This window comes from Thermotoga sp. 2812B (assembly GCF_000789335.1).
Classification (GTDB): domain Bacteria; phylum Thermotogota; class Thermotogae; order Thermotogales; family Thermotogaceae; genus Thermotoga; species Thermotoga maritima.
In genome coordinates this window covers 50,654-75,010 of record NZ_CP003408.1, presented here as the reverse complement: position 1 = coordinate 75,010, position 24,357 = coordinate 50,654, and the positions used below count along the sequence as shown (strand labels likewise).

Sequence of the window (24,357 nt, the reverse complement as noted above, 5' to 3'; positions counted from 1 at the left end):
TGGAACAAAAGTGGAAGATCCTGTCAGTAGTGTTTTAACTCTCGGGCTGGAGTCACTGCTGCTGGTCATCTTGATTTACCTGTCGAACTTTTTCTCTTCTTCGGAGACTGCGCTCACCCTCATGAGCAAGGTCAAGATCAAAGAGTTTCTGGAGGAAAAAGAGGAAAAATCCGCGAAGGAAAGCTACATTCATCTGTTCAACAAGTATCTCACCACGATTCTCATAAGTAACAACCTCGTCAATCTCCTCGCATCCTCTATCTCCACTCTTATCTTCTTGAATCTGCTCAGAAACATGAGCGAAGAGTTCGTGGCGGTTGTGTCTACTCTCTTCATCACCACCATCCTTCTCATCTTCGGTGAGATCACCCCAAAGGTCCTGGCACGATCAGATCCAGAGCGTGTGTTCCGCAGATCGATAGGTGTTATCAGATTTCTCACCCGTGTTCTGGATCCCATAGGAAGGTTACTCGTGAAAATAGCGGACGGCATCATTTCCCTGAGACATGGAAAAAAGGTCTCCGAAGATCTGTTCATAACCGAGGAGGATATCGTTTCCATTGTTCAGGTCGGAGGGGAAATGGGTGTCATAGAGGAAGAAGAAGAAAGGATCATCAAGCGCGCTTTCGAGATGAAACAGATAGCCGTGAAAGAAATCATGACACCGCGGGTCGACATAGTGGCGATAGAGGAGAACCAGACAGTGAAAGACCTTATCGAACTGGTTGAAGACGAAGGGTACTCCAGAATACCCGTTTATAAAGAAACCATAGACAACATCGTGGGTATCTGCTACGCTAAGGATGTGCTTTCCATGCTTGCTGAAAAGGATTGCGAAGAAGTGAAAAGTATGAAGGTGAAGGATATTATGAGAGAAGCCCTGTACGTTCCCGAGACGATGAACATAGATGAACTCCTTAAGATCCTCAAAGCCAGGAAGATTCATATAGCGATCGTTGTGGATGAGTACGGAGGAACGGCCGGTATCGTAACACTTGAAGACATCATCGAAGAACTCTTTGGAAACATAATGGACGAGTACGACTACGATGAGATCTCTGGTATAAGAAAGATCGATGAGAGGACTTACATAGTGGATGGTGCCACACCGATAAACGACATCGAAATGGAGTTGCGTGTTCAATTTCCAGAAACAGAGTACGAAACGATAGCGGGATATCTGCTCGAGCACTTCAAAAGGATACCGAACGTTGGAGAAGAAGCGGTGATCGGAAATCTGTACTTCAAAGTACTCGCTGTTGGGAAAAACAGAATAGAGAAAGTCATGATAAAGATACTTGAGGGGGAAGAAATCGATGGTGAACCCGGAGAAGCTGGTGAAAATGGCTCTGGAAGCCAGGAAAAAGGCGTACGCTAAGTACTCGGGTTTCAGAGTCGGTGCCGCTTTGCTCACAAAGAGCGGAAAGATATACACAGGGGTGAATGTGGAGAATTCTTCTTACGGCTTGACAGTCTGCGCTGAAAGAGTAGCTGTTTTCAAGGCCGTTTCTGAAGGAGAAAGAGAATTCGTGGCAATAGCGATAGCGTCGGATTCTCCGGATAAGACTGCCCCCTGTGGTGCTTGTAGACAGGTTCTCTACGAATTTTCCGATGATCTGGATGTGATAATGGCGGATAGAGATGGGAACTTCGAGATTGTGAAATTGAAAGATCTTCTACCAAGAGGGTTCAGGCTGGGAGGTGGTGAGTATTAAATCGGGTTTTGTCGCTCTGGCAGGGAAGCCGAATGTGGGGAAATCGACATTCATAAATGCTGTTATGGGAAGAAAAGTAGTGATCGTCTCAGACAAACCTCAAACTACTAGGAACAGGATAAACTGCATCTACACGGACAAAGACAGTCAGATCATATTTGTAGACACTCCCGGTATCCACAAGCCTCTTCACAGGCTTGGAGAGTACATGGTGAAGGCTGCTGTTCAGGCTCTCAAAGGGGTGGATCTTGTACTCTTTATGCTGGACGCGGCGGATGGATTTACGAAGACAGACGAACACGTTGCGAAGATCGTGAACGACTCTGGAACCAAAACTATCATCGCTGTGAACAAGATCGATGTGGCGGGTGAAGAGAAGGCAAAAGCGGTGGGAGAACTCGCAAAAAGTATGGTGGAGAACGTCGTGTCTGTCCATTACATATCCGCTCTGAAGGGTGAAGGTGTCTTCGAAGTTCTAGAGAAGATAAAGGAAGAACTACCGGAAGGGCCACAGTATTACCCCGAAGACATGGTAACGGATCGCCCTCTCTCTTTCATGGCCGCTGAAATCATAAGGGAGAAGATCTTTCATCTCACAAGGCAGGAGGTACCTCATTCCACGGCCGTGGTGATCGAGGAAATAAAAGATAGACCAAATGGTGTCCTCTACATACGGGCAAACATATACGTGGAACGTGATTCTCAGAAGGGAATTCTCATAGGAAAGAACGGCAGCATGATAAAGAAAATTGGAACGCTCGCCCGTGAAGAATTGGAGTTTCTCGTGGGAAGAAAAGTGTATCTCGATCTGAACGTTAAAGTGAAAGAAAAGTGGAGAGAAAAGGACTTCATCATACTTCAAGAAATAGGCTTGAAAGACGACATAAAATGAGGTGAGACTCGATGAGATGTCCCGGATGCGGAGCAGCCATTCAGTTCGATGACCCGAAAAAACCGGGGTACATCCCGCGCGAAGTCTTTGAAAAAAGGCTCGAAGAAGGAAAGGAGATACTCTGTCAGAGATGCTTTCGAATGAAACATTACGGCAAACTGGAACCAGTTGAATTCGACTGGGATTTTAAAAACCAGTTGAAATCGTACCTTGGAGGATTCGATGTAGTGGTCTGGGTAATAGATATTTTCGATTTCGAAGGGACCTACAGAGAAGATATAGCAGAAATTCTGAAGGGGAAGAGGGTTATCTACGTCATAAACAAGATCGATCTCCTGCCCAGAGCGGTTACAGTGAAGGAGATCAAAGAATGGGTGAAGAAAAGAATAAAGACGAAGAACACAGATGATATAAGGATCGTCAGTGCTGAAAAGAATTTCGGCCTGACATCGCTTGTAAAGTATCTTTCACGGTTGACCGACAAAGCACTGGTGGTGGGAGTAACGAACGTAGGAAAATCTTCTCTACTAAACAAGATCTGCACTCATGAAAACACCATAAGTCCCTTTCCAGGGACAACTCTAGGTATTCTCAAAAGAAAGGTAAAAGAAGCGAATCTGTATCTCTACGATACCCCAGGTATCATGACAAGCGATAGGATTCTCGATCTTTTGGATCCTGAGTGTCAAAAGAGAGTTCTGCCAAGAGAAGAACTTTCCAGGAAAACCTTCAAGCCGGATAATGGAAGAACCATCTTCATGGGGGGACTGTGCCGATTCGATATTCATTTTGAAACAGAAAAGAATCCGATCTTTCTGCTTTTCTCCTCTAAAGAAGTAACCTTCCATGAAACGAGGAGGGAAAGAGCAGATGAGCTCATGAGAAACAGACTGGGAGATCTGCTAATTCCTCCATGCTCTAAAACAAAATTTGAAAATTTTAAGTGGAAGAGAGAAACCTTTACGTTGAAAGAAGGAGAAGAACTGGCGGTGGCGGGACTGGGATGGATGAGTGTCCGAAGAGGGCCTTTCACCGTCGAAGTCACGGTCCCGGATAGCGTGAAGCTCGTTGTTAGAGAAGCACTCGTCAATCCCAAACGCTAACCGATCGTGACTCCGCGTTTTTTCGCCAGTTCTTCGAGGACTTTTCTTTCCTCTCTGGAGAGACTCTTTGGTATCTCAACGTGCACGTTCACGATGAGATCTCCGCGCCTTCCATACCTGTTTGGAAGGCCTTTTCCCTTCAACCTGAAGACGGTTTCCGGCTGAGTTCCCGGAGGAATCTTCAACATCGTCGTACCGCCTTCTGGAAGAGGAACTTCAACGGTTGTTCCCAAGATAGCCTGAAGGTAGTCTATTGTGACATCATACACGAGATCTGAACCGGATTTCTTGAATCTGGGATCTGGTTTCACACGGACGATAATTATCAGATCACCGTAAGGTCCACCGTAATATCCCGCATTTCCACCGCCAGTGATTCTAAGATGAGTACCATCTTCCACATTTGGTGGGATTTTCACCGTTCTTCTGACCTTTCTGAGAACTCTGCCGCTTCCACCACACTCGTGGCAGTATTCCCGTGGAATCTTCCCTGTGCCGCCACACCTCTCACAGGTTCTCTCGCTGACGAAGTAACCAAAGAACGATCTTCGTTCTTCTCTGATCCTTCCCGTTCCACCACAACTTGGACAATCCATGTATCCAGCGTTGGGTTCTACGCCAGTTCCGCCACACCTCGGACAGGTTTCGTACCTTTCGTATTCCACGGGTATCTCCGCTCCGTTGATCAAATCGGAGAGAGTTACTTCTATTTCGTACCTTATATCTTCGCCTCTTCGGGCGTATTCTCTTCTTTCTTCCTGGTGTGGTCTTTCGCCAAAGAAAACGTCGAATATATCTCTGTTGAAGATGTTTTCAAAGTCTCTGAATATATCGTCGAAGAAGCCACCAGATTCTGTTTCCTGATACGTGGGTTGTTCTCCCACGTATCCGAAACGATCGTACATAGCCCTCTTCTGTGGGTCGCTGAGGACTTCGTAGGCCTCCTGAATTTCCTTAAAACGCTGTTCGGCTTCCTTCCTGTTTTCCGGATGACGATCCGGATGCCACTCTTTTACGAGTCTCTTGTAAGCCCTTTTTATTTCTTCCTGTGTGGCGTCTCTGGGAACACCGAGAATTTCGTAGTAATCCTTCTTTTCTTTTTTCATGATCCATCACTCCTTCTTATCAGAAGGTTCTTCAACCTTCCTTTCTTCTTTCTTTCGTGGTTTCACTGCAACCTTCACTTTTGCGGGTTTCAAGACTTTCCCGTGGAATTTGTAACCACTCTCTACTACCTCAAGGATAGTGTATTCTTCCACGTCTTCTGTTTCTACTCTTTCAACTGCTTCGTGTTCAAAAGGATCGAATTTCTCTCCCACGTGGATCTTTGTAAGCCCCTCTTTTTCCAAGACGTTCAGGAGTTTTTTGTATATCATTTTCACACCTTCGTAGAAGGCGTCTCCCTTTTCTCCCTGATTCAATGCCCTTTCGAAATCATCGAGAACGGGAATGAGTTTCGATATGAGGTATTCATTCGCGTTCTTTATCAATTCTCTTTTTTCACGGGCGACTTCCTCACGATAGTTTTCGTATTCAGCTTTCAGCCTTTTTGCGTACTCTTCCAGTTCTTTGTATTTTTCTTTCAGTTCTTCACATTCCTGTGTGAGTTCCTTCTTCTCCTTTTCACTCATCTTTTCACCTCCTGGAAGTTGAAGTGAAATACTCTGAAAGACGGTTCAGAATGTATTCAAACACCCTGTGATTTCTATCGTACTTCGTAACCTTCGACGTGAAGAGGTACACACTCCCGATAGGAGATTCTCCTTTAAAGTATTTCCCTGAAAAAACGGCGAATTTTTCCAGCTTTTTTCTGCCGATTTCCCTTCCTATCCTGACGGTTATGCCTTCTCCAACTAAGCTCTCGAGAAATTTCTGATCCTTCACTTCTTCGAGAAGGTTTCTGATGTCCTCCAGAGTGAGCGTTTCGTCCTTTAGAAGGTTCTCAAGACCTGCATCCAGATATCTCTCGACAGTCTCACCTATCAGAGATTCAATCAACCTGAGGAATCCACTTCCTTTCAGGCTTTCTATTTTACCCATCAACACTTCTCCTACTGTTCTGCCTCTGAGGAGGAAGTTGAGCTGTCTTTCGATTTCTTCCCAGTTCAGTCGTTCCTGAGTTTTGATAGGAGTAACTTTGGAAACACCGAATTCCGTCAATATGGAAAAAATGAGGTAGTCTTCCGAAACAGGAATGAGCATCACTCTGAGTATTTTCAAATCTCTTGTGTTTGGTCTTTCTATGAGGACGTAACCTTCCGTCAATCGAGCTAGAAGATTTCCCGCAAGGAAGAGAACCTTTTCCGGATCAGCGAGAGGCATCGATTTGAAAGTCTCCACTGCGAGATCCGCTTCTGATGTTTCTTTTGAGATTTTCAGCATTTCTTCGTAGTAAAATCTCAACCCCTTGTCAGTTGGAATCCTCCCAGCCGATGTGTGGGGCTGGTATATGTATCCAAGGTACTCCAATTTTTTCATATCATTTCTTATAGTGGCACTGCTGAACTCTATATTGCTCACTTCCAGAACTCTCTGTGAGCTCACAGGTTTTTTATTTTCTATGTACTCTCTCACGATGCAGTAAAGCACTTTTCTCTGACGATCGTTCAGTTTCTTCAAGGCTTCGTTGTTCTTCCTGTTGAGCCTTCTCATGATTTAGCACTCCCTTCTTTTGAGTGCTAATAATAGTTTAGCACACATTTTAAAAGAATTCAAGAAGGAAGAGGGATTCTCGGAACTTGACTTTAGAAAGAGAAAGCTGGTACTATATATAATGGAGGGCCGAGGTGGCGGAATGGCAGACGCGGCTGACTCAAAATCAGCTGGGGGATAACCCCGTGCGGGTTCAAGTCCCGCCCTCGGCACCACAGGGGCTCCGAAGAGCCCCTTTATTTTGTATCACATCAGGAGGGAAAAACCTGTGACCAGAGTGTTAAAGGTGGATCCCCTCTTTCCCGACGAGAAAGTTCTGAAAGAAGCGGCTGAACTTCTCCGGAACGGAGAAGTGATCATTTTCCCCACCGAAACCGTTTACGGAATAGGAGCGGATGCGTACAACGAAGAGGCCTGCAAGAAAATCTTCAAGCTGAAAGAAAGACCCGCTGACAATCCTCTCATTGTTCATATACATTCCTTCAAACAGCTGGAAGAAATCGCGGAGGGTTACGAACCTCATCTGGATTTTTTGAAAAAGTTCTGGCCGGGGCCGTTGACGGTTATTTTTCGAAAAAAATCCGAAAAGATACCTCCCGTGGTGACTGCTGATCTTCCAACGGTGGCTGTGAGGATGCCAGCACATCCGGTGGCCCTGAAGTTGATAGAACTCTTCGGTCATCCTATAGCCGCTCCAAGTGCAAATATTTCGGGAAGACCCAGCGCTACGAACGTGAAACACGTCATAGAAGACTTCATGGGCAAAGTTAAGCTGATAATCGATGCAGGGGATACTCCCTTCGGCCTGGAGTCCACCATTGTGGACCTCACAAAAGAAAAGCCTGTTCTTCTGAGGCCAGGGCCAGTGGAAGTTGAACGACTGAAAGAGCTCTTTCCGGAACTCGTTGTGCCCGATTTTGTACGAAAAGGGAATTTTAAGGGCAGGCCACTTGCGCCGGGAATGAAATATCGACACTACGCTCCCTTAAAGCCTCTGATACTCGTAGAAGATTTGACGAAGATGGAGGAAGTATTGAAAAAGTACCCGGATCATGTGGTCATCTGTGTTGAAGAGAGAAAGGAACTGTACGACGACAGAATCGTTGTAGGATCTTTGAAAAACCCTTACAGTATCGCCCAAAACATCTTTTCTGCTCTGCGCGAGGCTGAAAAAATGGGGAAAGAGTATATAATTGTTGAGGGATTTGAAGAAAGGGGAATTCTATTTGCGGTGATGAATCGATTGAGAAAAGCGGCAACAGAAATTGTGAGGTGACTTCTCTTTGGAGGAAATAAAAGAGCAGAACAACCGTCTGTTTTTACTCCTTTCAATAATGATAATGGAGTTTTCCAATGCGAAAACGGAAAGCGATATTCTTCAGGGGCTTTTGAACCTGGTAAGAAAAGTTGTTGATATCAAAGAGGTGGTTCTCGTCGATGAAAACAAGAGAAAAATCTGGGGAAGAGACATCGATATAAAAAGATTCGAAGAGTTCATTGACTGGTCCATCAGACAATCCAACCCCGTCTTTGTGGAGGATGAACTCGGTTATGTTGGAATAGTCCCTGTTGTGAAACAGGACAGGATGTTTGGAAGCTTAATTGTGCTACTGAATCACCAGCCATCAATGGAAGAAACAGAGATTTTCAAAGTTCTTTCGTTTCTTTCAGCGGTCGTTCTGGAAAACATAAAGTTGTACAGGGAGCTAGAAGAAACATACAACTACGTGAACGTCATCCTTAACGGTCTTCCAGAGGGGATCTTCGTTTATTCGAATGGGGAAATAAAATTTCAGAATGAGAAGTTCAAAGAGGAGAATTTTCCAGATGAAGTTTTGAGGAAGGCCATTTCTCTGTCAAAAGAGGCAATATCTTTGCGAACACAAAGAGTGGGTGAAGTGATATCTGGGGAAGAATTCTTTTCAATCACCTCGATACCTCTCATCCTTGGTAGCGAAGTCCAGGCGCTGACGATCGTTGAAAATGTGACAGAATCAAAAGAACTCGAAAGACTGAAGCGAATAGACAGGATGAAGACGGAGTTCATAGCGAACATCTCGCACGAGCTCAGAACGCCTTTAACGGCCATAAAAGCTTATGCGGAAACAATTTACAACAGTCTGGGAGAACTGGATCTCAGCACCCTCAAGGAGTTCCTCGAGGTGATAATAGATCAAAGCAACCACCTCGAAAATCTCCTGAATGAGTTACTGGACTTTTCCAGGCTTGAAAGGAAATCCCTTCAAATAAACAGAGAAAAAGTTGATCTCTGTGATCTCGTAGAAAGTGCGGTGAACGCGATCAAAGAATTTGCTTCATCTCACAACGTGAATGTTCTCTTTGAGAGTAATGTTCCCTGTCCTGTGGAAGCTTACATCGATCCAACAAGAATCAGACAGGTACTTTTGAATCTTCTCAACAACGGGGTGAAGTACTCAAAGAAAGATGCTCCTGATAAGTACGTGAAGGTGATCTTGGATGAGAAAGATGGCGGTGTTCTCATAATTGTAGAGGACAACGGTATAGGAATACCGGATCACGCAAAGGATAGGATATTCGAACAGTTTTACAGGGTGGATTCTTCGTTGACCTACGAAGTGCCTGGAACGGGACTCGGCCTTGCCATAACAAAAGAGATCGTGGAGCTTCACGGCGGCAGGATATGGGTGGAAAGTGAGGTGGGTAAGGGATCCAGATTCTTTGTGTGGATCCCAAAAGACCGTGCCGGCGAAGATAATAGACAAGATAATTGAAGAAATAGACAAGTTACCTTCACCAAATGTTGTTGTTCAAAGGATAATCGCCGTTTGTTCAAAGCCGGATGCGTCTTCTACTGAAGTGGCGAACACTCTCATGATGGACGCAAGCTTGAGTGCCAGGGTGTTGAAACTGGCCAACTCAGCCTATTATGGCGTTCCAAGAAAGATAACCACGTTGAGCGAAGCGGTGATGATCCTTGGTTTCAAAACGGTGAGAAATCTCGCCCTCAGTGTTTTCACTTACGATATGGTTTTCAAAAACAGTTCCTCTGGAATCGATCGTGAAAAGCTCTGGGAGCATTTCATAGCGAGTGCTATCGCTTCAGAAACCGTTGCAGAAACAATGGGCTATCCCCTCAAGGAAGAGATCTTCATAGCAGGACTCCTCCACGATCTGGGCAAGGTAGTTTATGATCTACTGTTCTCCGATATACTTGAAACGGAAGCCAAAATTGCTCAAAAGACGAAGAAAAACCTCATAGACATAGAAGAGGAGCTTGGGATTCCACCGCACTCCGAAGTGGGCGCAAAATTGCTCAGAAAGTGGAATTTTCCAGATCTTCTTGTTTTGTCTGCGGAATTTCACCACAACGTCGAGGGTAACCCGAACGAACTCTTCGTCAACCAGGTTTCCATGGTCCACATAGGAGATGTGATAGCGAATCTCATGATGAAAGGGGCATCTCTTTCGTGGGGAGATCCGAAACTTTCTCCTTTTGCTTTGAATGTGCTGAAAGTGAAACCGAAAACTTTCTTGAGAATACTGGATAAATCTAAGGAGAAGTACAACAAGGCTCAGGAATTCTTGCAGATAGATTAGGAGGTGAAAAGAATGAACCCAGCCTATAGAAAAGCCATGCTCGAATCGGAGATTCAAAAACTTTTGATGGAAGCACTTCAACAGCTGAGAGATCCCCGCTTGAAGAAAGATTTCGTCACGTTTTCCAGAGTGGAACTCTCAAAGGACAAAAGGTACGCAGACGTCTATGTCAGTTTCCTCGGCACACCGGAAGAACGAAAGGAAACGGTTGAAATATTGAACAGAGCGAAGGGTTTTTTCAGGACCTTTATCGCCAAAAATCTGAGACTCTACGTTGCTCCCGAAATTCGCTTTTACGAGGACAAAGGCATAGAGGCGAGTGTAAAAGTTCACCAGCTGCTGGTTCAACTTGGATACGATCCTCTGAAGGACAAAGAAAAGAAAGAGGAGGATAAGGAAGAAGAATGAAGCACGGAATCCTTGTAGCTTACAAGCCTAAAGGACCCACATCGCACGATGTTGTGGACGAAGTTAGAAAAAAATTGAAGACGAGGAAAGTCGGACACGGAGGAACTCTCGATCCGTTCGCCTGTGGGGTTCTCATAATCGGTGTCAACCAGGGCACGAGAATTCTCGAGTTCTACAAGGATTTGAAAAAGGTGTACTGGGTGAAGATGAGGCTTGGTTTGATAACCGAGACTTTCGATATAACAGGCGAAGTTGTCGAAGAACGAGAGTGCAACGTCACCGAAGAAGAAATAAGAGAAGCAATCTTTTCCTTTGTGGGAGAATACGACCAAGTTCCACCAGCTTATTCTGCTAAAAAATACAAAGGCGAACGTCTCTACAAACTGGCGAGAGAGGGAAAGATCATAAATCTTCCACCAAAGCGAGTGAAGATCTTCAAGATATGGGACGTGAATATTGAGGGAAGAGACGTCTCTTTCAGAGTGGAAGTGTCTCCTGGTACCTACATAAGATCTCTCTGTATGGATATAGGTTACAAGCTCGGTTGCGGTGCCACCGCTGTTGAGCTTGTAAGGGAGAGCGTGGGACCTCATACAATCGAGGAAAGTTTGAACGTATTCGAAGCCGCTCCTGAAGAGATCGAAAACAGGATCATACCACTCGAAAAATGCCTTGAGTGGCTGCCGCGTGTTGTCGTTCATCAGGAATCAACGAAAATGATTCTCAACGGTTCTCAAATACACCTTGAGATGCTCAAAGAATGGGACGGTTTCAAAAAGGGTGAAGTTGTCAGAGTATTCAACGAAGAAGGACGGTTACTTGCTCTGGCTGAAGCGGAAAGAAATTCTTCGTTTCTGGAAACCTTGAGAAAGCACGAAAGAAACGAGCGAGTTTTGACCCTCAGAAAGGTCTTCAACACGAGGTGAAAGGAATGGTTGTCAGCATCGGAGTTTTCGATGGAGTTCACATCGGGCATCAGAAGGTCTTGAGGACCATGAAGGAAATAGCATTTTTCAGGAAGGACGATAGCCTTATCTACACCATATCTTATCCCCCCGAATATTTCTTACCGGATTTTCCCGGTCTTCTCATGACGGTAGAAAGCAGGGTGGAGATGCTTTCTCGTTACGCCAGAACCGTTGTTCTGGATTTTTTCAGAATAAAAGATCTCACCCCAGAAGGGTTCGTCGAGAGGTATCTATCTGGAGTATCGGCTGTTGTTGTTGGAAGGGATTTCAGATTTGGCAAGAACGCGAGCGGAAACGCGTCTTTTCTCAGAAAGAAAGGTGTGGAAGTCTATGAAATTGAAGATGTCGTTGTTCAGGGAAAAAGAGTGAGCAGTTCTCTGATCAGAAACCTCGTTCAGGAGGGAAGAGTGGAGGAAATTCCTGCATATCTCGGCAGATATTTCGAAATCGAAGGAATCGTCCACAAAGATAGGGAATTTGGAAGAAAACTGGGATTTCCAACTGCCAACATCGATAGAGGAAATGAAAAACTCGTAGATCTGAAAAGAGGAGTTTATCTGGTGAGAGTTCATCTGCCGGATGGAAAGAAAAAATTCGGTGTTATGAACGTGGGTTTCAGGCCCACCGTGGGTGATGCGAGAAACGTGAAGTACGAGGTGTACATCCTGGATTTCGAAGGGGATCTTTACGGGCAGAGACTGAAACTGGAAGTATTGAAATTCATGAGGGATGAGAAGAAATTTGATTCAATCGAGGAGCTGAAGGCTGCTATTGACCAGGATGTAAAGAGCGCCAGAAACATGATAGATGATATAATCAATTCGAAGTTCGAAAAAGAGGGGTGATATGCGGATGCGAAAGTTGACCTACACTGCGATGTGGCTCGCTGTTGGTGTAGCTCTTGCCTATCTTTTTCATCTGCTGAACCTCGGAAGAATGTTCCTGCCTCTTCATTTGGTGGCCATGCTCGCTGGAGCGACTTCTGGAGCCTTCGTGGGAGGAGTGACGGGTGCGGTACTTCCTATTCTTTCGTTTTTAACGATGGGGATGCCTCCATTTCCAATGTTTCTCTTCATGATACCTGAGGTGTTCACATACGGTTTCGTCATGGGGGTTATGAAGAAAAACATATTCGTTAGAATCCTCATCGCCGTGGTTCTTGGAAGACTCGTTTACTCGGTTTCCTACTACGTTCTTGGGGCCCTCATTGGTATCAAGCTTCAGCCGTTAACCTCCATTTTATTGAGTTTTACCACGGGTATTCCCGGTATCGTTCTTCAATTCATTTTGGTTCCACTGGTTTACAGACGGCTTCAATTGATATTTGAGAAGGGAGGAAAGGAGAATGCCTGAGATCATCTACGCAGCAGCTCCGGGTGCTTCGAACGGTACCACCACAACCGCAACAGGTGGTGGCTGGGGAAGTCTCCTCTTCATGCTGATATTCTTCATAGCCATTTTTTACTTCATGATCATCCTTCCCCAGAGGAGAAGAGAAAAACAGTTCCAGCAGATGATAAGTCAGATGAAACGAGGAGACACGGTCGTCACAATCGGAGGAATTGTCGGGAAAGTCATCGATATCAAAAAGGACACCGTCAAGATCAAAACAGCAAATTCCACGGAACTCGAGATAACAAAAAGGGCTATTTCCACGGTTATAAAGGAGAGGTCACAGGAAAATCAGGAGGGATGATGAATGAGGGGAGACAGAGTAAGACTCATAGTAGTTCTACTGGTACTGGCTGGTGCCCTGCTTGCCATTTTCTGGCCCAGTAAAGGAGGATGGATATCCAACATTCGTCTTGGTTTGGATATAAAAGGTGGTGCAAGGATCGAATACATGGTTGAAGTTCAGCAAGGAACAGAAAATCCTTCCGATGTTGTGGATGACGTGTGGACCGTGCTGAGAAACAGGCTCGATGCGGCTGGTTACACAGAAGCGGCCGTGAAGAAAGTACTCCGGGATAACAAATACTACATAGTAGTGGAGATACCCGGGGCGACCGACACGGTCCAGGCGGAAAAGTTGATCGGATCGACGGGTGTCCTTTACTTTGCTCAGGTTCTCGATGAGTACCTCGGTGAAGATCCCAGCAAAGTACCTGAACTTTCCCTTGAAGCCAGAAGAGAGAACGCGGTATGGCTCAAAGGAAGAGATGGAAAGTGGTACCTCGTGAAAAAAGAGATAATGGGAAGGAAAGACCTAGTTCTTGAAGCTCCAAGAATCGTGTATGCAAGACCGGAAGTGGAGACAAGAACTGGAAGATACGGCTACAAGGTTTCCTTTGAACTCGCAAAAGAGTACGTTGATATATTCAAAAAGATCACACAAGCGCTGTACGTTCCCGAAGGAACTTATGATCCAAAGAAGAGACTCGCTATAGTGCTCGACGATGTTGTTCAATTCGTTGGTCAAGTGGTTGCAATCATAACTGATGGGAAGGCAGAGATAACAGGTAATTTCTCACTGGAAGAAGCGAAACAGCTCGCTGCCATTCTAAGGAGTGGCGCGCTTCCCGCAAGGCTCGTAAAAACCTCTTCGGGATGGGTTGCACCGCTCCTCGGACGTGATGTGATCGATGCTTCCTTGAAAGCAGGAATAATCGGACTAATACTCGTTCTCGTTTACATGATCATTTACTACAGAACGATGGGAATAGTCGCCGATCTTGCACTCATTTACAACACCGTATTACTCCTTGGTGTGATGGCAGCCGGCAAATTCATTCTCACCCTCCCTGGAATAGCGGGTATCATCCTCACTATAGGAACGACCGTCGATGGAAACGTGATTATATACGAAAGGATAAAAGAAGAGATGAGGCTGGGTAAACCTGTTAAAACTTCCATAGCGGCTGGTTTCGACAGATCGCTTTCGACGATACTCGACGCGAACATCACGACGATACTCACAGGTCTCATTCTCTACTATTTTGGCACAGGAACCATCAAAGGCTTTGCCATCACTCTGATCATCGGTGTACTTGGAAGTATATTTGTGAATCTGGTATTCAGTCGTCTGCTTCTCGATGCACTTGCGCGCTTCATCAAGCCACTCAGAGCCGATGAGGCACAGGGAGGGACCGGGCAATGAGGAAAGAAATTGATTTCATGGGAAAGTCGAAGATCTTCATTACGATCTCGCTGATACTGATAGCGATATCCATCGTTTCCATATTCACGAAAGGATTCAACTTCGGAGTGGAGTTCACCGGTGGTTCCGAGATCATAGTGAGATTTGAAAACAAAGAGGTCACGGAAAACGACATAAGGGCCGCTATTTCTCAAATCTCTGAAGAATTTGCAAACGCGAGAATAGTAGAAGTTCGTTCCGCGGGAGATCCTTCAAACGTTCAGAAGTACTCCATTATCGTTCCGAAAACTTACGAACCGGATGAAAAGCAGAAAATTCAGGAAGAGATGGAAAAGCTCCTTTCGGGCAAGGTGGTGTCCTTCAATGAGATCAGTGGAACAGCAGCTGAGGAAATCAGAAGGGGAACGTGGACGGCGATTCTGGTGGCTCTTGTTGTGCTCCTCATCTACATAACCATCAGATTCAGATTCATCTTTGGAGTCGCCGCTGTTGTGGCTCTGATACACGATGTGCTCATCACCATGGGATTCTTCTCGCTGTTCGGCTACGAGATAAACGTCGCGGCGGTGGCAGCGTTTCTCACACTACTCGGTTACTCTCTCAACGACACGATCGTTCTTTCAGACAGGATCAGGGAGAACATGAGAAGATATCGCGGAAGGAACATGGTGAACATCGTGAACATGAGTATAAATCAGGTGCTCGCCAGAACGATAAACACCTCTCTCACCACGTTCTTCGTCGTTTTTGTTCTTCTTCTGTTTGCTGGAAACGCCGTCAAACCCTTCGCTTTCGGAATGACGGTGGGTACGATTGTGGGAACGTATTCCTCGCTTTACGTTGCCTCGCCTATCATCGTGAAATGGACAAAACAATAAGAGGGGCTCAAAGCCCCTCTTTTTTAAAGCTCCACCCGACTCATGTTCCCCAGGATGAGATTCAAGCTCGCCGGTCTCTTCTGCGATCCTTTCACAGAAACTCCCTTTCCCAATATGGAAGAGTCTATTCTTTTTTCCACACCTGTTATAGAGCATTCATCCATCACGATGCTGTTTTCCACTTCACAATCTTCGAGTATCACTCTGTTTCCTATTGAGGAATAGGGCCCTACGTAGGAGTTCTTTATGAAACAATTCTCTCCTATAACCGCGGGACCTCTGATCACAGAATTGACGATTTTCGACGCTTTTCCTATTCTCACGGGCCCCTGTATGGAGGACTTGTCATCCATTTCTCCGAGAAGTTCTTCGGTTGTCTCCATCAGGATCTTCCTGTTCGCCTCTAACAGATCTTCTGGCTTTCCAGTGTCTTTCCACCAACCGTAAACGATGTAACCCCGAACTTTTTCACCCTTCTCAATAAGGTATTCGATGGCGTCCGTTATCTCGAGTTCTCCCCTCCAGGAAGGTTTTATGTTCTTTATTCCTTCGAAGATCTTGTTTCTGAAGAGATAGAGTCCCACGATGGCGAGATTGCTGGGGGGAGTTTTGGGTTTTTCCACAACCTTTATCACTCTGTCACCTTCCATTACAGCTACACCGAAACGGGTTGGATCTTTGACCGGCGATAGTAGAATCGAAGCGGCATAGTCCGAATTTTCAAAATCTTTCACGAATTTTCCCAGATCTTCGAGAATGAGGTTGTCCCCCAGATACATCATGAAATCCTCGTCTCCGAGAAATTCCCGTGAAACCCAGACGGCGTGTGCAAGGCCCTTAGGTTCTTCCTGAATGATGTAAGAGATCCTGAGGCCGAAGTTTTCGCCTGTACCAACTATGCTTTTAAACTCTTCGGCGTTGTGAGGACTAACCACGATTCCCACTTCTTCGATACCGGCTCGCGCGATGTTTTCCAGGCTGTAGAAGAGAATAGGCTTGTTAGCGATAGGGATAAGGTGTTTGGCAGTTGTGAATGTGAGCGGTCTGAGTCTTGTCCCTTTTCCGGCACACAGAACTATCGCTTTCTTCACACTTCACACCTCCTCTTTTCAAGATTATATCAATCAAGCATGATAGAATAGATAAGGAAAAATTTTCAGGAGGTGATTTGTTTTGAAGGTGATACTTCTCAGGGACGTTCCAAAGATCGGGAAAAAGGGTGAAATCAAAGAAGTTTCGGATGGATACGCGAGGAACTACCTCATACCCCGTGGTTTTGCAAAAGAATACACGGAAGGGCTTGAAAGGGCGATAAAACACGAAAAAGAAATAGAAAAAAGAAAAAAGGAACGAGAAAGAGAAGAGAGTGAAAAGATTCTCAAGGAATTGAAAAAAAGAACTCACGTTGTGAAGGTCAAAGCAGGTGAAGGCGGAAAGATATTCGGAGCTGTCACAGCCGCAACAGTCGCAGAAGAGATCTCAAAAACCACCGGTTTGAAGCTCGATAAAAGGTGGTTTAAACTGGACAAACCCATAAAAGAACTGGGTGAGTACTCTCTGGAAGTCAGTCTGCCAGGGGGTGTAAAGGACACGATAAAGATCAGGGTGGAGAGAGAAGAATGAACATCATAGGGTTTTCAAAGGCGCTGTTTTCCACCTGGATCTATTATTCACCGGAGCGCATACTCTTTGATGCGGGGGAGGGTGTCTCCACGACTCTTGGAAGTAAGGTGTACGCCTTCAAATACGTCTTTCTCACTCATGGGCACGTGGATCACATAGCGGGATTGTGGGGAGTTGTGAACATAAGGAACAACGGTATGGGAGACAGAGAAAAACCTCTCGACGTTTTTTATCCAGAAGGAAACAGAGCCGTGGAGGAGTACACCGAATTCATAAAGAGAGCAAACCCCGATCTCAGATTCTCTTTCAACGTTCACCCTTTGAAGGAAGGTGAGAGAGTCTTTCTGAGGAATGCAGGGGGGTTCAAAAGGTACGTTCAGCCGTTCAGAACGAAACACGTTTCCTCTGAAGTGAGTTTTGGTTATCACATATTCGAGGTTAGAAGGAAACTGAAGAAAGAATTTCAGGGGTTGGACAGCAAAGAAATCTCACGCCTTGTAAAAGAAAAAGGCAGAGACTTCGTCACTGAAGAATACCACAAAAAGGTTCTCACTATCAGCGGCGATTCACTGGCGCTCGATCCCGAGGAGATTCGTGGAACGGAACTGCTCATCCACGAGTGTACGTTCCTGGACGCACGCGATCGAAGGTACAAGAATCACGCTGCCATAGACGAAGTGATGGAGTCTGTGAAAGCAGCGGGTGTCAAAAAGGTCATTCTCTACCACATTTCCACCCGTTACATAAGACAGCTCAAGTCGGTCATAAAAAAATACAGGGAGGAAATGCCTGATGTAGAGATCCTTTACATGGATCCAAGAAAGGTGTTTGAAATGTGAGGGGGCGAAATTATGGAAGCCTGGGTGTTCTGGCTTGTTCTCGGTGTGATCCTTATGGTTGCAGAAATTCTCACACCCACATTCTTCATATTCTGGTTTGGAGTGGGTGCCCTTGCCGCTTCTCTGGTGTCACTCTATCTTGGGGTGTACGTTCAAATCATAGTCTTTGCAGCTGTATCTATAGTACTCGTCTTCCTCACGAGAAGGTTGGTTCAGAACTGGGAATCTCCGAGAAAGATCCATGTTGAAGAGATCGCTGGAAAGGTAGCTCTCGTTATTGAGACAATAGATAACAGAAAGGGAACTGGCCTTGTGAAGATCGATGGAGATGTGTGGAGAGCGTACGCAGAAGACGACGATGAGGTCATAGAGAAAGGAGAACACGTGAAGATAATGAAGGTAGAAGGTGCTCATGTGGTTGTAAAAAGAGTATGAGGGAGGTGTTTCTATGTTGATAGCTCTTGTTGTTCTGGTCTTTTTCCTGATCGTACTGGCTGCGAGTTCTATAAGGATCGTGCGCCCGTACGAACGAGGTCTCGTGGAAAGGCTCGGAAAATTCAAGAGGGAAGTAGGAGCAGGAGTACATTTCATAATTCCTTTCTTCGAACGAATGATAAAGGTGGATATGAGAGAAAAAGTCATCGATGTTCCTCCACAGGAGGTTATAACAAGAGATAACGTGGTTGTGACGGTGGATGCCGTGATCTACTACGAGATCACCGACGCATACAGGGTGGTTTACAACGTGAGCAACTTCGAGATGGCCACCATAAAGCTCGCTCAGACGAATCTGAGAAACGTCATAGGTGAACTGGAGCTCGATCAAACGCTCACATCCAGGGAAAGAATAAACATGAAGCTTCGAACTGTTCTCGACGAAGCAACGGACAAATGGGGTGTGAGAATCACACGGGTTGAGATCAAAAAGATAGACCCACCTCAGGACATCACCGATGCTATGAGTAAGCAGATGAAGGCGGAGAGGACAAAAAGAGCTGCCATACTGGAGGCGGAGGGTTACAAGCAGGCGGAGATATTGAAAGCAGAGGGTCAGAAAAACGCGGCCATTTTGAGAGCAGAAGGTGAAGCGGAAGCCATAAAGAGAGTCGCGGAAGCGAACATGCAAAAGCTCATTCTCGAAGCACGTGGACAGGCTGAAGCGATAAAACTCGTTTTCAACGCGATACATGAAGGAAATCCGACTAAAGATCTTCTCACTGTCAGGTACCTTGAGACACTGAAGGAAATGGCCAACGGTCAGGCAACAAAGATATTCCTCCCGTTTGAGGCTAGTTCCATACTCGCAAGCCTGGGAGCCATATCTGAAATTTTCAAAAAGGAAGAAAACAAGAGGGATGAGAAATGATCTGGTTCCTTGAAGGGCTGTCCTTTTCTGTTGTTGGATTCTTTGTATCTGTCTTCTTTTCCTATCTCTATCTGAAAAGAAGAGAAAGAATTGATCTGAGTGCCCTCAAAATATTCAACGAGTTCACCACACTGGGTCTCATTTACCTGTTTTCTTGGATGTTGAATTCTCTCTTTTTTTATCTGATAGTGGTTGTTCTGGCGGTGCTCTTCTTTCTTGGAAAATCTGTTCGCTTTCTGATGAGTATAAATGAGCAGTACCGCATCATGTTTCTTTCCTTTGGATACAACGACAAAGAATTCAGCCTCTATCAGATCAGAAAAAAACTCTTCAAATCCTTTGTAAGACCTGCTCTGAAGTTTTTTGGTCTGTACATCGTCTTTTCGAGTGCAGATTTAAAGAATCCTTTCGTGATTTCAATCTTGCTTGTTCTTGGTGTAACAATAGGTTTACTGAACGGAGTAGACAAGTTCGACTAATTTGGTAGAATTATATCGGAGGTGAAAAAATGGGTATTTTGTCGGACAAGGACATCGCTTATCTCAAGGATCTTTTTGGAAAAGAGCTCAAAAGAAAGGTGAAGATCGTCTTCTTCAAAACAGAAGACAAAACACGCTGTCAGTACTGCGAAATCACGGAACAGGTTCTGGAGGAACTCGTTTCTGTTGATCCAAAGCTCGAGCTTGAAATCCACGATTTCGACAGCGACAAAGAAGCGGTGGAAAAGTACCAGGTGGAAATGGTTCCCGCCACAATCCTTTTGCCTGAGGATGGTAAGGATTACGGTATCAGGTTCTACGGAGTCCCTTCAGGACACGAATTTGGAACACTCATTCAGGATATCATCACCGTCTCTGAAGGAAAACCGCAGCTTTCTGAGGAGAGCATTCAGAAGCTCCAGAGTCTCGAGGAGCCGATAAGGATCAGTGTGTTTGTAACACCGACGTGTCCTTACTGTCCCAGGGCGGTTCTCATGGCTCACAACATGGCCATGGCCAGCGACAAGATAATCGGAGAGATGATAGAAGCGAACGAATACTGGGAACTGAGTGAAAAGTTCGGGGTTTCTTCTGTCCCCCACATCGTTGTGAACAGAGATCCATCGAAGTTCTTTGTAGGAGCTTATCCTGAGAAAGAGTTCATAAACGAGGTGTTGAGACTCGCAAAGGGGTGATGAAGAGTGGTTTTCTTTGATACTGGATCCTTAAAAAAGAAGGAGATAAAGGACAAATACGACATAGTTGTCGTGGGTGGAGGACCCGCGGGTCTCACGTCCGCTATCTACGCCAGGAGAGCCGGACTTTCTGTTCTGGTCGTTGAAAAGGCGATTGAAGGAGGTTACGTGAACCTCACTCATCTGGTTGAGAATTACCCGGGTTTCCCGGCCATCTCCGGAGAAGAGCTCGCCTCGAAATTCAAAGAACACGCTGAGAAGTTCGGTGCAGACATATACAACGCCGAAGTCGTTAAGCTGGAAGTCCAGGGAGACAAAAAAGTGGTTGAACTCGACGATGGTAAAAGAATAGAGGCTCCTGTAGTGATCGTTGCAACCGGTGCGAATCCGAAAAAACTGAATGTGCCAGGTGAGAAGGAGTTCTTTGGGAAAGGCGTGTCGTACTGCGCGACCTGTGATGGATATCTTTTCGCAGGAAAAGATGTAATTGTAGTGGGCGGAGGAGACAGCGCGTGCGACGAATCGATTTTTCTCTCCAACATAGTGAACAAGATCACCATGATCCAGCTTCTTGAAACGCTCACGGCTGCGAAGGTTCTTCAAGAAAGGGTTCTGAACAATCCAAAGATAGAGGTCATCTATAACTCCACCGTAAGGGAGATCAGAGGAAAAGACAAAGTCGAAGAGGTCGTTATAGAGAACGTGAAAACGGGAGAAACGAAGGTACTGAAAGCAGATGGAGTGTTCATCTTCATAGGACTCGATCCAAACTCGAAACTGCTTGAAGGTCTGGTAGAACTGGATCCCTACGGTTACGTTATAACGGATGAGAACATGGAAACTTCCGTGAAGGGAATATACGCGGTCGGTGATGTGAGGAAGAAAAATTTGAGACAGATAGTCACAGCTGTTGCAGACGGTGCTATAGCCGTTGAGCATGCCGCAAAACATTACTTCTGATCGCTCAAAAACAGAATCACAGGTCCTTCAAGAGGATGATTGGGTGGGGGTGTTTGTTCAGACACCTTCCACCCTTTTCCTTTTATTTCCACGTCTTTCACTCCGAGAGATTCCAGAACGAGTAAAGCGTCTCTAACTGGAAGACCTCTCAGATCCGGCATGAGACCTTTTACAATCCTTATTCTTCCGTCTTCTTTCTCCGTGAGAATCTCTACGATCTCTCTGAACACCGGAGCGGCAACCTCTCCTCCGTAGAAAGCCCCTGAGGGACTGTCCAGATGAACCAGTATCGTGTACTTTGGATCTTCAGCGGGGAAAAAACCCACAAAAAGTGAGTGATAGAGATTCCTATATTCTCCACCGACAGCCTTCTGCGCGGTTCCTGTTTTACCAGCAATCGCTATTCCCTTCACCTGAGCGAGTTTTCCTGTTCCTTCTTCCACGACCCGGACCATCGCCTGTCTTATCACGTCTGTTGTTTCTTTTGAAAAGACCCTTCTTTTTTTCACTGGGGAATCTTTCAAAATGGTAGGTTTCACCCAGTAGCCATCGTTCGCAAAGATATTGAGAGACGCAATCAGCTGTACAGGAGTGACACCGATACCCTGGCCAATCGAGATCTCAGCCGGATCTATGAGAGACCATTTTTTCGGTTCTCTCAGAACACCAGCGATTTCCCCTTCCATTTCGATACCGGTTTTTTCCCCAAAACCTACCTTTCGGAGCCACTCATAGAATCCTTCAACACCGGTTTTTTCTGTAATGAGCTCTCCTACCTTAACACTCATCACGTTGCACGATTTTACGATTCCCGCGGAGAAATCCACCAGACCGTGCTTTTCTATATCTCTTATGATCACAGGGAGTTGCTCTACTGGTTTTATTGAGCCTTCACATTCAACGGTGAAATCTGGGGAAGCAGAATGTGTCTCGAGAGCGATCGCGTACACCAGAGGTTTTATCGTCGAGCCTGGCTCTATGTATCCACCGATCAAATCGTTCCAGTTTCTGGTGGTCACCATTGAGAGTATCCTGCCGGTTTTCGATTCCATCACAATCACATGACCAGCTTCTGCGGAGTTTCCTTCCACGGCTTTCGAAATGATATCGTAGACGCGCCTTTGAAGGTCAAGATCCAGAGATAGCCAGACGTCTTTTCCGTTTTCGGGGGGGGAGTAATTCACAAGGGTGGGAGAGAGGCGGGCTCCTCTGTATCGAAGTTCTAAAAAACCCTTTCTTTTTCCTTGTAACTGATCGTCAAAAAAACCCTCTATTCCTCCCTTACCCGTTCCATCTATCACCGTTCCAAGCAGAATTCCTGTGGCGTAATCTTGAATTTTTTTTCTGGTGTATACCAGTTCTATGTTGACAAAAGGCAGCAACTCTGATTCTATCTTCTTTAACACGTCAACTTTGTCTTCTCCCTCTGTGAGTTTGAAAAACTTATACTCCATTACTTCCTCTGCTGACTTTGTGATACCGCAGTTTTGTAAGGTTTTCTCGAGTGCTTTTATATCCCCATTTTGCCTTTTAAAAAAGTCAACATCGAGATAAGCGACGTATTCTGGCGAATCATAAACTATTTTCCTCCCCCGAACATCCAGAACACTTCCTCTCCGAGGAGGAATGGAAACAAACCAGTTTTCTCTTTCCCCTGCCAGAGGAAAGAAGAACAGATTCATGAAGGAGACTGTCAAAAATATCGCGAAGATTGCAAGCAACAGCCACAACCTTTTTTCCATCTATCACTTTCACTCCGAGGGATTCAGGAGATCGAAATAGGACGAGATGTGGTAGAACTCTTCTTTGAGTGCCTGATGAGTTCTTTCCAGTTCTTTGATCTCGATTTCGAGCTTCTTGTTGTTTTGTGTGAGGTGGAAGGCCAGAACTCCCACTCTTAAGGCGGTTACCCCCACGAACAATAACACAGCAACGAGCACAATGGTGAAAATAAGTTGGTGCGAAAGAACAAGTACTCTCGTTCTCTGGTTTACCTTCGCTGGCAGATCAATCTCCTCCTTCCTCTATCCGCTCCGCTGCGCGCAAACGTCCGCTCCTGGCTCTTGGATTTTCTCTTATTTCCTCTTCTGAAGGACGAACAGGTTTTTCCGTCAATATTCGTAACTTTTTAGAATTTCTGAACGTCTCTTTGACGATCCTATCCTCCAGAGAATGAAAGGAAATGACCACTATTCTGCCACCAGGGTTTAGAAGATCCTCCGCTTTTTTCAGAAATTCTTTCAGATTTTCAAGTTCTCTGTTGACATAGATTCTTATAGCCTGGAACGTCTTCGTTGCAAAGTGTCTCTTGCGGCGTCTGATCTCGTAAGATGGAAGCGCTTCTCTCACAGCTTTAACAAGGTCAAGGGTGGTGTTGAGGGGACGATTTTCAACGATCTTTCGGGCGATTCTCCTTGCGAATCTCTTTTCTTCACCGTACTCAAAGATTATCCTCGCTAACTCCTCTTCCGGTAACTCATTCAATACCTTTTGAGCCGTTACTTCGCTTTCCAGATCCATACGCATATCCAGTGGTTCTTCTCTCTCGAACGTGAATCCCCGATTCTCTCCTTTGAGTTGATAAGTAGAAACCCCAAGATCCATTAATATCCCATCTACTTTTTCTATTCCTAAAGTTTTAAGAAGAAAATCCGCTTCTCTGTAGGAGACTTTGAACAAACTCACACGATCTGAGAATTCTTTCAATTTCTCTTCTGCGATCCGCAAAACTTCTGAATCAACGTCTATTCCTATGATTCTGCATCCCGGACAGTGTTCCAAAATCGCTCTAGAGTGTCCTCCTTCACCTACCGTGCAATCGAGGATGATTTTCTCATCCTCCGGTTTCAGAAACTCAATAACTTCTCTAACCATTACAGGAATATGTCGCTGCGAATATTTCCGCATTCTATCACGCCTTCTGATCCTCGTGTGGAAACATTATAACGTATTCTTCCGTAAAAATCAAAAAAACGGTAAACAAACGACAGGCCTCTTAAAATGCCGAATTGAAGGGATTTTTGGTTGATTCATTTTTTATATACAAGTGTGTACTAATTGAGTGGGAAAAGGAGACATTCTGTTGTTTCAAGAAACATTTACA

28 protein-coding genes and 1 tRNA gene are annotated in these 24,357 nt (G+C 45.4%); 22 read left to right on the top strand and 7 right to left on the bottom strand.

The annotated features are described in order from the left end of the window. The first annotated feature begins 10 nt into the window (after positions 1-10). Genes T2812B_RS00415 through yqeH form a run of 4 tightly spaced genes read left to right on the top strand, consistent with a single transcriptional unit; the run spans position 11 to position 3,710 of the window. Positions 11-1,378: a hemolysin family protein gene (locus T2812B_RS00415; protein WP_004080781.1), complete on the top strand. Its 1,368-nt coding sequence runs from the start codon at positions 11-13 to the stop codon at positions 1,376-1,378. After that, on the top strand, positions 1,317-1,715 hold the full coding sequence (gene cdd / locus T2812B_RS00410) for a cytidine deaminase (RefSeq protein WP_004080780.1): 399 nt from the start codon (positions 1,317-1,319) through the stop codon (positions 1,713-1,715). Before T2812B_RS00415 ends, cdd begins: the two co-directional genes overlap by 62 nt. Next, on the top strand, positions 1,711-2,607 hold the full coding sequence (gene era / locus T2812B_RS00405; protein WP_024103711.1) for a GTPase Era: 897 nt from the start codon (positions 1,711-1,713) through the stop codon (positions 2,605-2,607). The genes cdd and era overlap by 5 nt, the downstream gene beginning before the upstream one ends. Before the next feature lie 11 nt (positions 2,608-2,618). Further along, positions 2,619-3,710 (top strand): ribosome biogenesis GTPase YqeH, encoded by a 1,092-nt coding sequence (yqeH, locus tag T2812B_RS00400; RefSeq protein ID WP_004080778.1) that lies wholly within the window; start codon positions 2,619-2,621, stop codon positions 3,708-3,710. Here yqeH and dnaJ read toward each other — a convergent pair. From dnaJ to hrcA, 3 genes are read right to left on the bottom strand one after another with little or no spacing between them, the layout of a single operon-like run. Then, positions 3,707-4,816 (bottom strand): molecular chaperone DnaJ, encoded by a 1,110-nt coding sequence (dnaJ, locus tag T2812B_RS00395; RefSeq protein WP_004080777.1) that lies wholly within the window; start codon positions 4,814-4,816, stop codon positions 3,707-3,709. The genes yqeH and dnaJ overlap by 4 nt on opposite strands. Before the next feature lie 6 nt (positions 4,817-4,822). Then, complete coding sequence (locus T2812B_RS00390) at positions 4,823-5,341, bottom strand: nucleotide exchange factor GrpE (RefSeq protein ID WP_004080776.1); 519 nt, start codon at positions 5,339-5,341, stop codon at positions 4,823-4,825. A 4-nt stretch (positions 5,342-5,345) separates the two neighbouring features. Further along, positions 5,346-6,362: a heat-inducible transcriptional repressor HrcA gene (gene hrcA / locus T2812B_RS00385; protein ID WP_004080775.1), complete on the bottom strand. Its 1,017-nt coding sequence runs from the start codon at positions 6,360-6,362 to the stop codon at positions 5,346-5,348. A gap of 128 nt (positions 6,363-6,490) precedes the next feature. Here hrcA and T2812B_RS00380 point away from each other — a divergent pair. The 11 genes from T2812B_RS00380 (at position 6,491) to secF (ending at position 15,292) form a co-directional block, all read left to right on the top strand. Next, positions 6,491-6,577 (top strand) — tRNA-Leu (locus tag T2812B_RS00380). A 53-nt stretch (positions 6,578-6,630) separates the two neighbouring features. After that, on the top strand, positions 6,631-7,638 hold the full coding sequence (locus T2812B_RS00375) for an L-threonylcarbamoyladenylate synthase (RefSeq protein WP_004080774.1): 1,008 nt from the start codon (positions 6,631-6,633) through the stop codon (positions 7,636-7,638). A gap of 7 nt (positions 7,639-7,645) precedes the next feature. Then, on the top strand, positions 7,646-9,115 hold the full coding sequence (locus T2812B_RS00370) for a cell wall metabolism sensor histidine kinase WalK (RefSeq protein WP_008193055.1): 1,470 nt from the start codon (positions 7,646-7,648) through the stop codon (positions 9,113-9,115). Then, positions 9,084-9,941, top strand: a complete 858-nt coding sequence (locus T2812B_RS00365; protein WP_008193057.1) for an HDOD domain-containing protein — start codon at positions 9,084-9,086, stop codon at positions 9,939-9,941. Before T2812B_RS00370 ends, T2812B_RS00365 begins: the two co-directional genes overlap by 32 nt. Positions 9,942-9,953: 12 nt before the next feature. Next, the gene (rbfA, locus tag T2812B_RS00360) at positions 9,954-10,349 is read left to right on the top strand and encodes a 30S ribosome-binding factor RbfA (RefSeq protein ID WP_004080768.1); all 396 of its coding nucleotides are present in this window, start codon (positions 9,954-9,956) and stop codon (positions 10,347-10,349) included. Next, positions 10,346-11,275: a tRNA pseudouridine(55) synthase TruB gene (gene truB, locus T2812B_RS00355; protein ID WP_004080766.1), complete on the top strand. Its 930-nt coding sequence runs from the start codon at positions 10,346-10,348 to the stop codon at positions 11,273-11,275. Before rbfA ends, truB begins: the two co-directional genes overlap by 4 nt. 5 nt (positions 11,276-11,280) lie before the next feature. Beyond that, the gene (gene ribF / locus T2812B_RS00350; RefSeq protein ID WP_004080749.1) at positions 11,281-12,162 is read left to right on the top strand and encodes a riboflavin biosynthesis protein RibF; all 882 of its coding nucleotides are present in this window, start codon (positions 11,281-11,283) and stop codon (positions 12,160-12,162) included. Positions 12,163-12,169: 7 nt separating this feature from the next. Beyond that, positions 12,170-12,670, top strand: coding sequence for an ECF transporter S component (locus T2812B_RS00345; RefSeq protein WP_008193067.1), 501 nt, complete (start codon positions 12,170-12,172; stop codon positions 12,668-12,670). Beyond that, positions 12,663-13,013, top strand: a complete 351-nt coding sequence (yajC, locus tag T2812B_RS00340; RefSeq protein ID WP_004080747.1) for a preprotein translocase subunit YajC — start codon at positions 12,663-12,665, stop codon at positions 13,011-13,013. Before T2812B_RS00345 ends, yajC begins: the two co-directional genes overlap by 8 nt. A 3-nt stretch (positions 13,014-13,016) precedes the next feature. Continuing rightward, a complete protein-coding gene (gene secD, locus T2812B_RS00335; RefSeq protein WP_004080746.1) occupies positions 13,017-14,414 on the top strand; it encodes a protein translocase subunit SecD in 1,398 nt (465 codons plus the stop codon). After that, positions 14,411-15,292, top strand: a complete 882-nt coding sequence (gene secF, locus T2812B_RS00330) for a protein translocase subunit SecF (protein ID WP_004080745.1) — start codon at positions 14,411-14,413, stop codon at positions 15,290-15,292. Before secD ends, secF begins: the two co-directional genes overlap by 4 nt. Before the next feature lie 23 nt (positions 15,293-15,315). On the opposite strand, the gene T2812B_RS00325 is transcribed toward secF, so the two are convergent. Further along, positions 15,316-16,383 (bottom strand): glucose-1-phosphate thymidylyltransferase, encoded by a 1,068-nt coding sequence (locus tag T2812B_RS00325; RefSeq protein ID WP_004080744.1) that lies wholly within the window; start codon positions 16,381-16,383, stop codon positions 15,316-15,318. Between the two features lie 82 nt (positions 16,384-16,465). On the opposite strand from T2812B_RS00325, the gene rplI reads away from it, so the two are divergent. Genes rplI through trxB form a run of 7 tightly spaced genes read left to right on the top strand, consistent with a single transcriptional unit; the run spans position 16,466 to position 21,254 of the window. Next, positions 16,466-16,915: a 50S ribosomal protein L9 gene (rplI, locus tag T2812B_RS00320; RefSeq protein ID WP_004080743.1), complete on the top strand. Its 450-nt coding sequence runs from the start codon at positions 16,466-16,468 to the stop codon at positions 16,913-16,915. Next, positions 16,912-17,754, top strand: coding sequence for a ribonuclease Z (rnz, locus tag T2812B_RS00315; protein ID WP_004080741.1), 843 nt, complete (start codon positions 16,912-16,914; stop codon positions 17,752-17,754). The genes rplI and rnz overlap by 4 nt, the downstream gene beginning before the upstream one ends. 12 nt (positions 17,755-17,766) lie before the next feature. Further along, the gene (locus tag T2812B_RS00310) at positions 17,767-18,189 is read left to right on the top strand and encodes an NfeD family protein (RefSeq protein ID WP_004080739.1); all 423 of its coding nucleotides are present in this window, start codon (positions 17,767-17,769) and stop codon (positions 18,187-18,189) included. Positions 18,190-18,202: 13 nt separating this feature from the next. Continuing rightward, positions 18,203-19,120 carry an SPFH domain-containing protein gene (locus T2812B_RS00305; RefSeq protein ID WP_004080738.1) on the top strand — a complete coding sequence of 306 codons (918 nt, stop codon included), beginning with the start codon at positions 18,203-18,205 and terminating at the stop codon, positions 19,118-19,120. Beyond that, on the top strand, positions 19,117-19,599 hold the full coding sequence (locus T2812B_RS00300) for a hypothetical protein (RefSeq protein WP_004080737.1): 483 nt from the start codon (positions 19,117-19,119) through the stop codon (positions 19,597-19,599). The genes T2812B_RS00305 and T2812B_RS00300 overlap by 4 nt, the downstream gene beginning before the upstream one ends. 29 nt (positions 19,600-19,628) lie before the next feature. Beyond that, positions 19,629-20,294, top strand: a complete 666-nt coding sequence (locus T2812B_RS00295) for a thioredoxin family protein (protein ID WP_004080736.1) — start codon at positions 19,629-19,631, stop codon at positions 20,292-20,294. A 6-nt stretch (positions 20,295-20,300) separates the two neighbouring features. Next, on the top strand, positions 20,301-21,254 hold the full coding sequence (gene trxB, locus T2812B_RS00290) for a thioredoxin-disulfide reductase (RefSeq protein ID WP_004080734.1): 954 nt from the start codon (positions 20,301-20,303) through the stop codon (positions 21,252-21,254). Here the strand turns inward: trxB and T2812B_RS00285 are convergent. The 3 genes from T2812B_RS00285 to rsmH form a co-directional block, all read right to left on the bottom strand. Then, a complete protein-coding gene (locus tag T2812B_RS00285) occupies positions 21,245-22,996 on the bottom strand; it encodes a penicillin-binding protein (RefSeq protein WP_004080731.1) in 1,752 nt (583 codons plus the stop codon). The two genes, trxB and T2812B_RS00285, sit on opposite strands and share 10 nt — an antisense overlap. Positions 22,997-23,005: 9 nt before the next feature. Beyond that, a complete protein-coding gene (locus T2812B_RS00280; RefSeq protein WP_008193080.1) occupies positions 23,006-23,149 on the bottom strand; it encodes a hypothetical protein in 144 nt (47 codons plus the stop codon). A 112-nt stretch (positions 23,150-23,261) separates the two neighbouring features. Further along, entirely contained in the window at positions 23,262-24,161 is a 900-nt protein-coding gene (rsmH, locus tag T2812B_RS00275; RefSeq protein ID WP_004080729.1) for a 16S rRNA (cytosine(1402)-N(4))-methyltransferase RsmH, read from the bottom strand. Positions 24,162-24,357: the final 196 nt, after the last annotated feature.

Excerpts from the sequence above, each read along its gene's own strand:
- cdd (WP_004080780.1), top strand. The coding sequence starts at position 1,317 with ATGGTGAACCCGGAGAAGCTGGTGAAAATGGCTCTGGAAGCCAGGAAA.
- yqeH (WP_004080778.1), top strand. The coding sequence starts at position 2,619 with ATGAGATGTCCCGGATGCGGAGCAGCCATTCAGTTCGATGACCCGAAA.
- dnaJ (WP_004080777.1), bottom strand. The coding sequence starts at position 4,816 with ATGAAAAAAGAAAAGAAGGATTACTACGAAATTCTCGGTGTTCCCAGA.
- T2812B_RS00390 (WP_004080776.1), bottom strand. The coding sequence starts at position 5,341 with ATGAGTGAAAAGGAGAAGAAGGAACTCACACAGGAATGTGAAGAACTG.
- hrcA (WP_004080775.1), bottom strand. The coding sequence starts at position 6,362 with ATGAGAAGGCTCAACAGGAAGAACAACGAAGCCTTGAAGAAACTGAAC.
- rbfA (WP_004080768.1), top strand. The coding sequence starts at position 9,954 with ATGAACCCAGCCTATAGAAAAGCCATGCTCGAATCGGAGATTCAAAAA.
- truB (WP_004080766.1), top strand. The coding sequence starts at position 10,346 with ATGAAGCACGGAATCCTTGTAGCTTACAAGCCTAAAGGACCCACATCG.
- ribF (WP_004080749.1), top strand. The coding sequence starts at position 11,281 with ATGGTTGTCAGCATCGGAGTTTTCGATGGAGTTCACATCGGGCATCAG.
- T2812B_RS00345 (WP_008193067.1), top strand. The coding sequence starts at position 12,170 with ATGCGAAAGTTGACCTACACTGCGATGTGGCTCGCTGTTGGTGTAGCT.
- yajC (WP_004080747.1), top strand. The coding sequence starts at position 12,663 with ATGCCTGAGATCATCTACGCAGCAGCTCCGGGTGCTTCGAACGGTACC.
- secD (WP_004080746.1), top strand. The coding sequence starts at position 13,017 with ATGAGGGGAGACAGAGTAAGACTCATAGTAGTTCTACTGGTACTGGCT.
- secF (WP_004080745.1), top strand. The coding sequence starts at position 14,411 with ATGAGGAAAGAAATTGATTTCATGGGAAAGTCGAAGATCTTCATTACG.
- rnz (WP_004080741.1), top strand. The coding sequence starts at position 16,912 with ATGAACATCATAGGGTTTTCAAAGGCGCTGTTTTCCACCTGGATCTAT.
- T2812B_RS00310 (WP_004080739.1), top strand. The coding sequence starts at position 17,767 with ATGGAAGCCTGGGTGTTCTGGCTTGTTCTCGGTGTGATCCTTATGGTT.
- T2812B_RS00305 (WP_004080738.1), top strand. The coding sequence starts at position 18,203 with ATGTTGATAGCTCTTGTTGTTCTGGTCTTTTTCCTGATCGTACTGGCT.
- T2812B_RS00300 (WP_004080737.1), top strand. The coding sequence starts at position 19,117 with ATGATCTGGTTCCTTGAAGGGCTGTCCTTTTCTGTTGTTGGATTCTTT.
- T2812B_RS00295 (WP_004080736.1), top strand. The coding sequence starts at position 19,629 with ATGGGTATTTTGTCGGACAAGGACATCGCTTATCTCAAGGATCTTTTT.
- T2812B_RS00285 (WP_004080731.1), bottom strand. The coding sequence starts at position 22,996 with ATGGAAAAAAGGTTGTGGCTGTTGCTTGCAATCTTCGCGATATTTTTG.
- rsmH (WP_004080729.1), bottom strand. The coding sequence starts at position 24,161 with ATGCGGAAATATTCGCAGCGACATATTCCTGTAATGGTTAGAGAAGTT.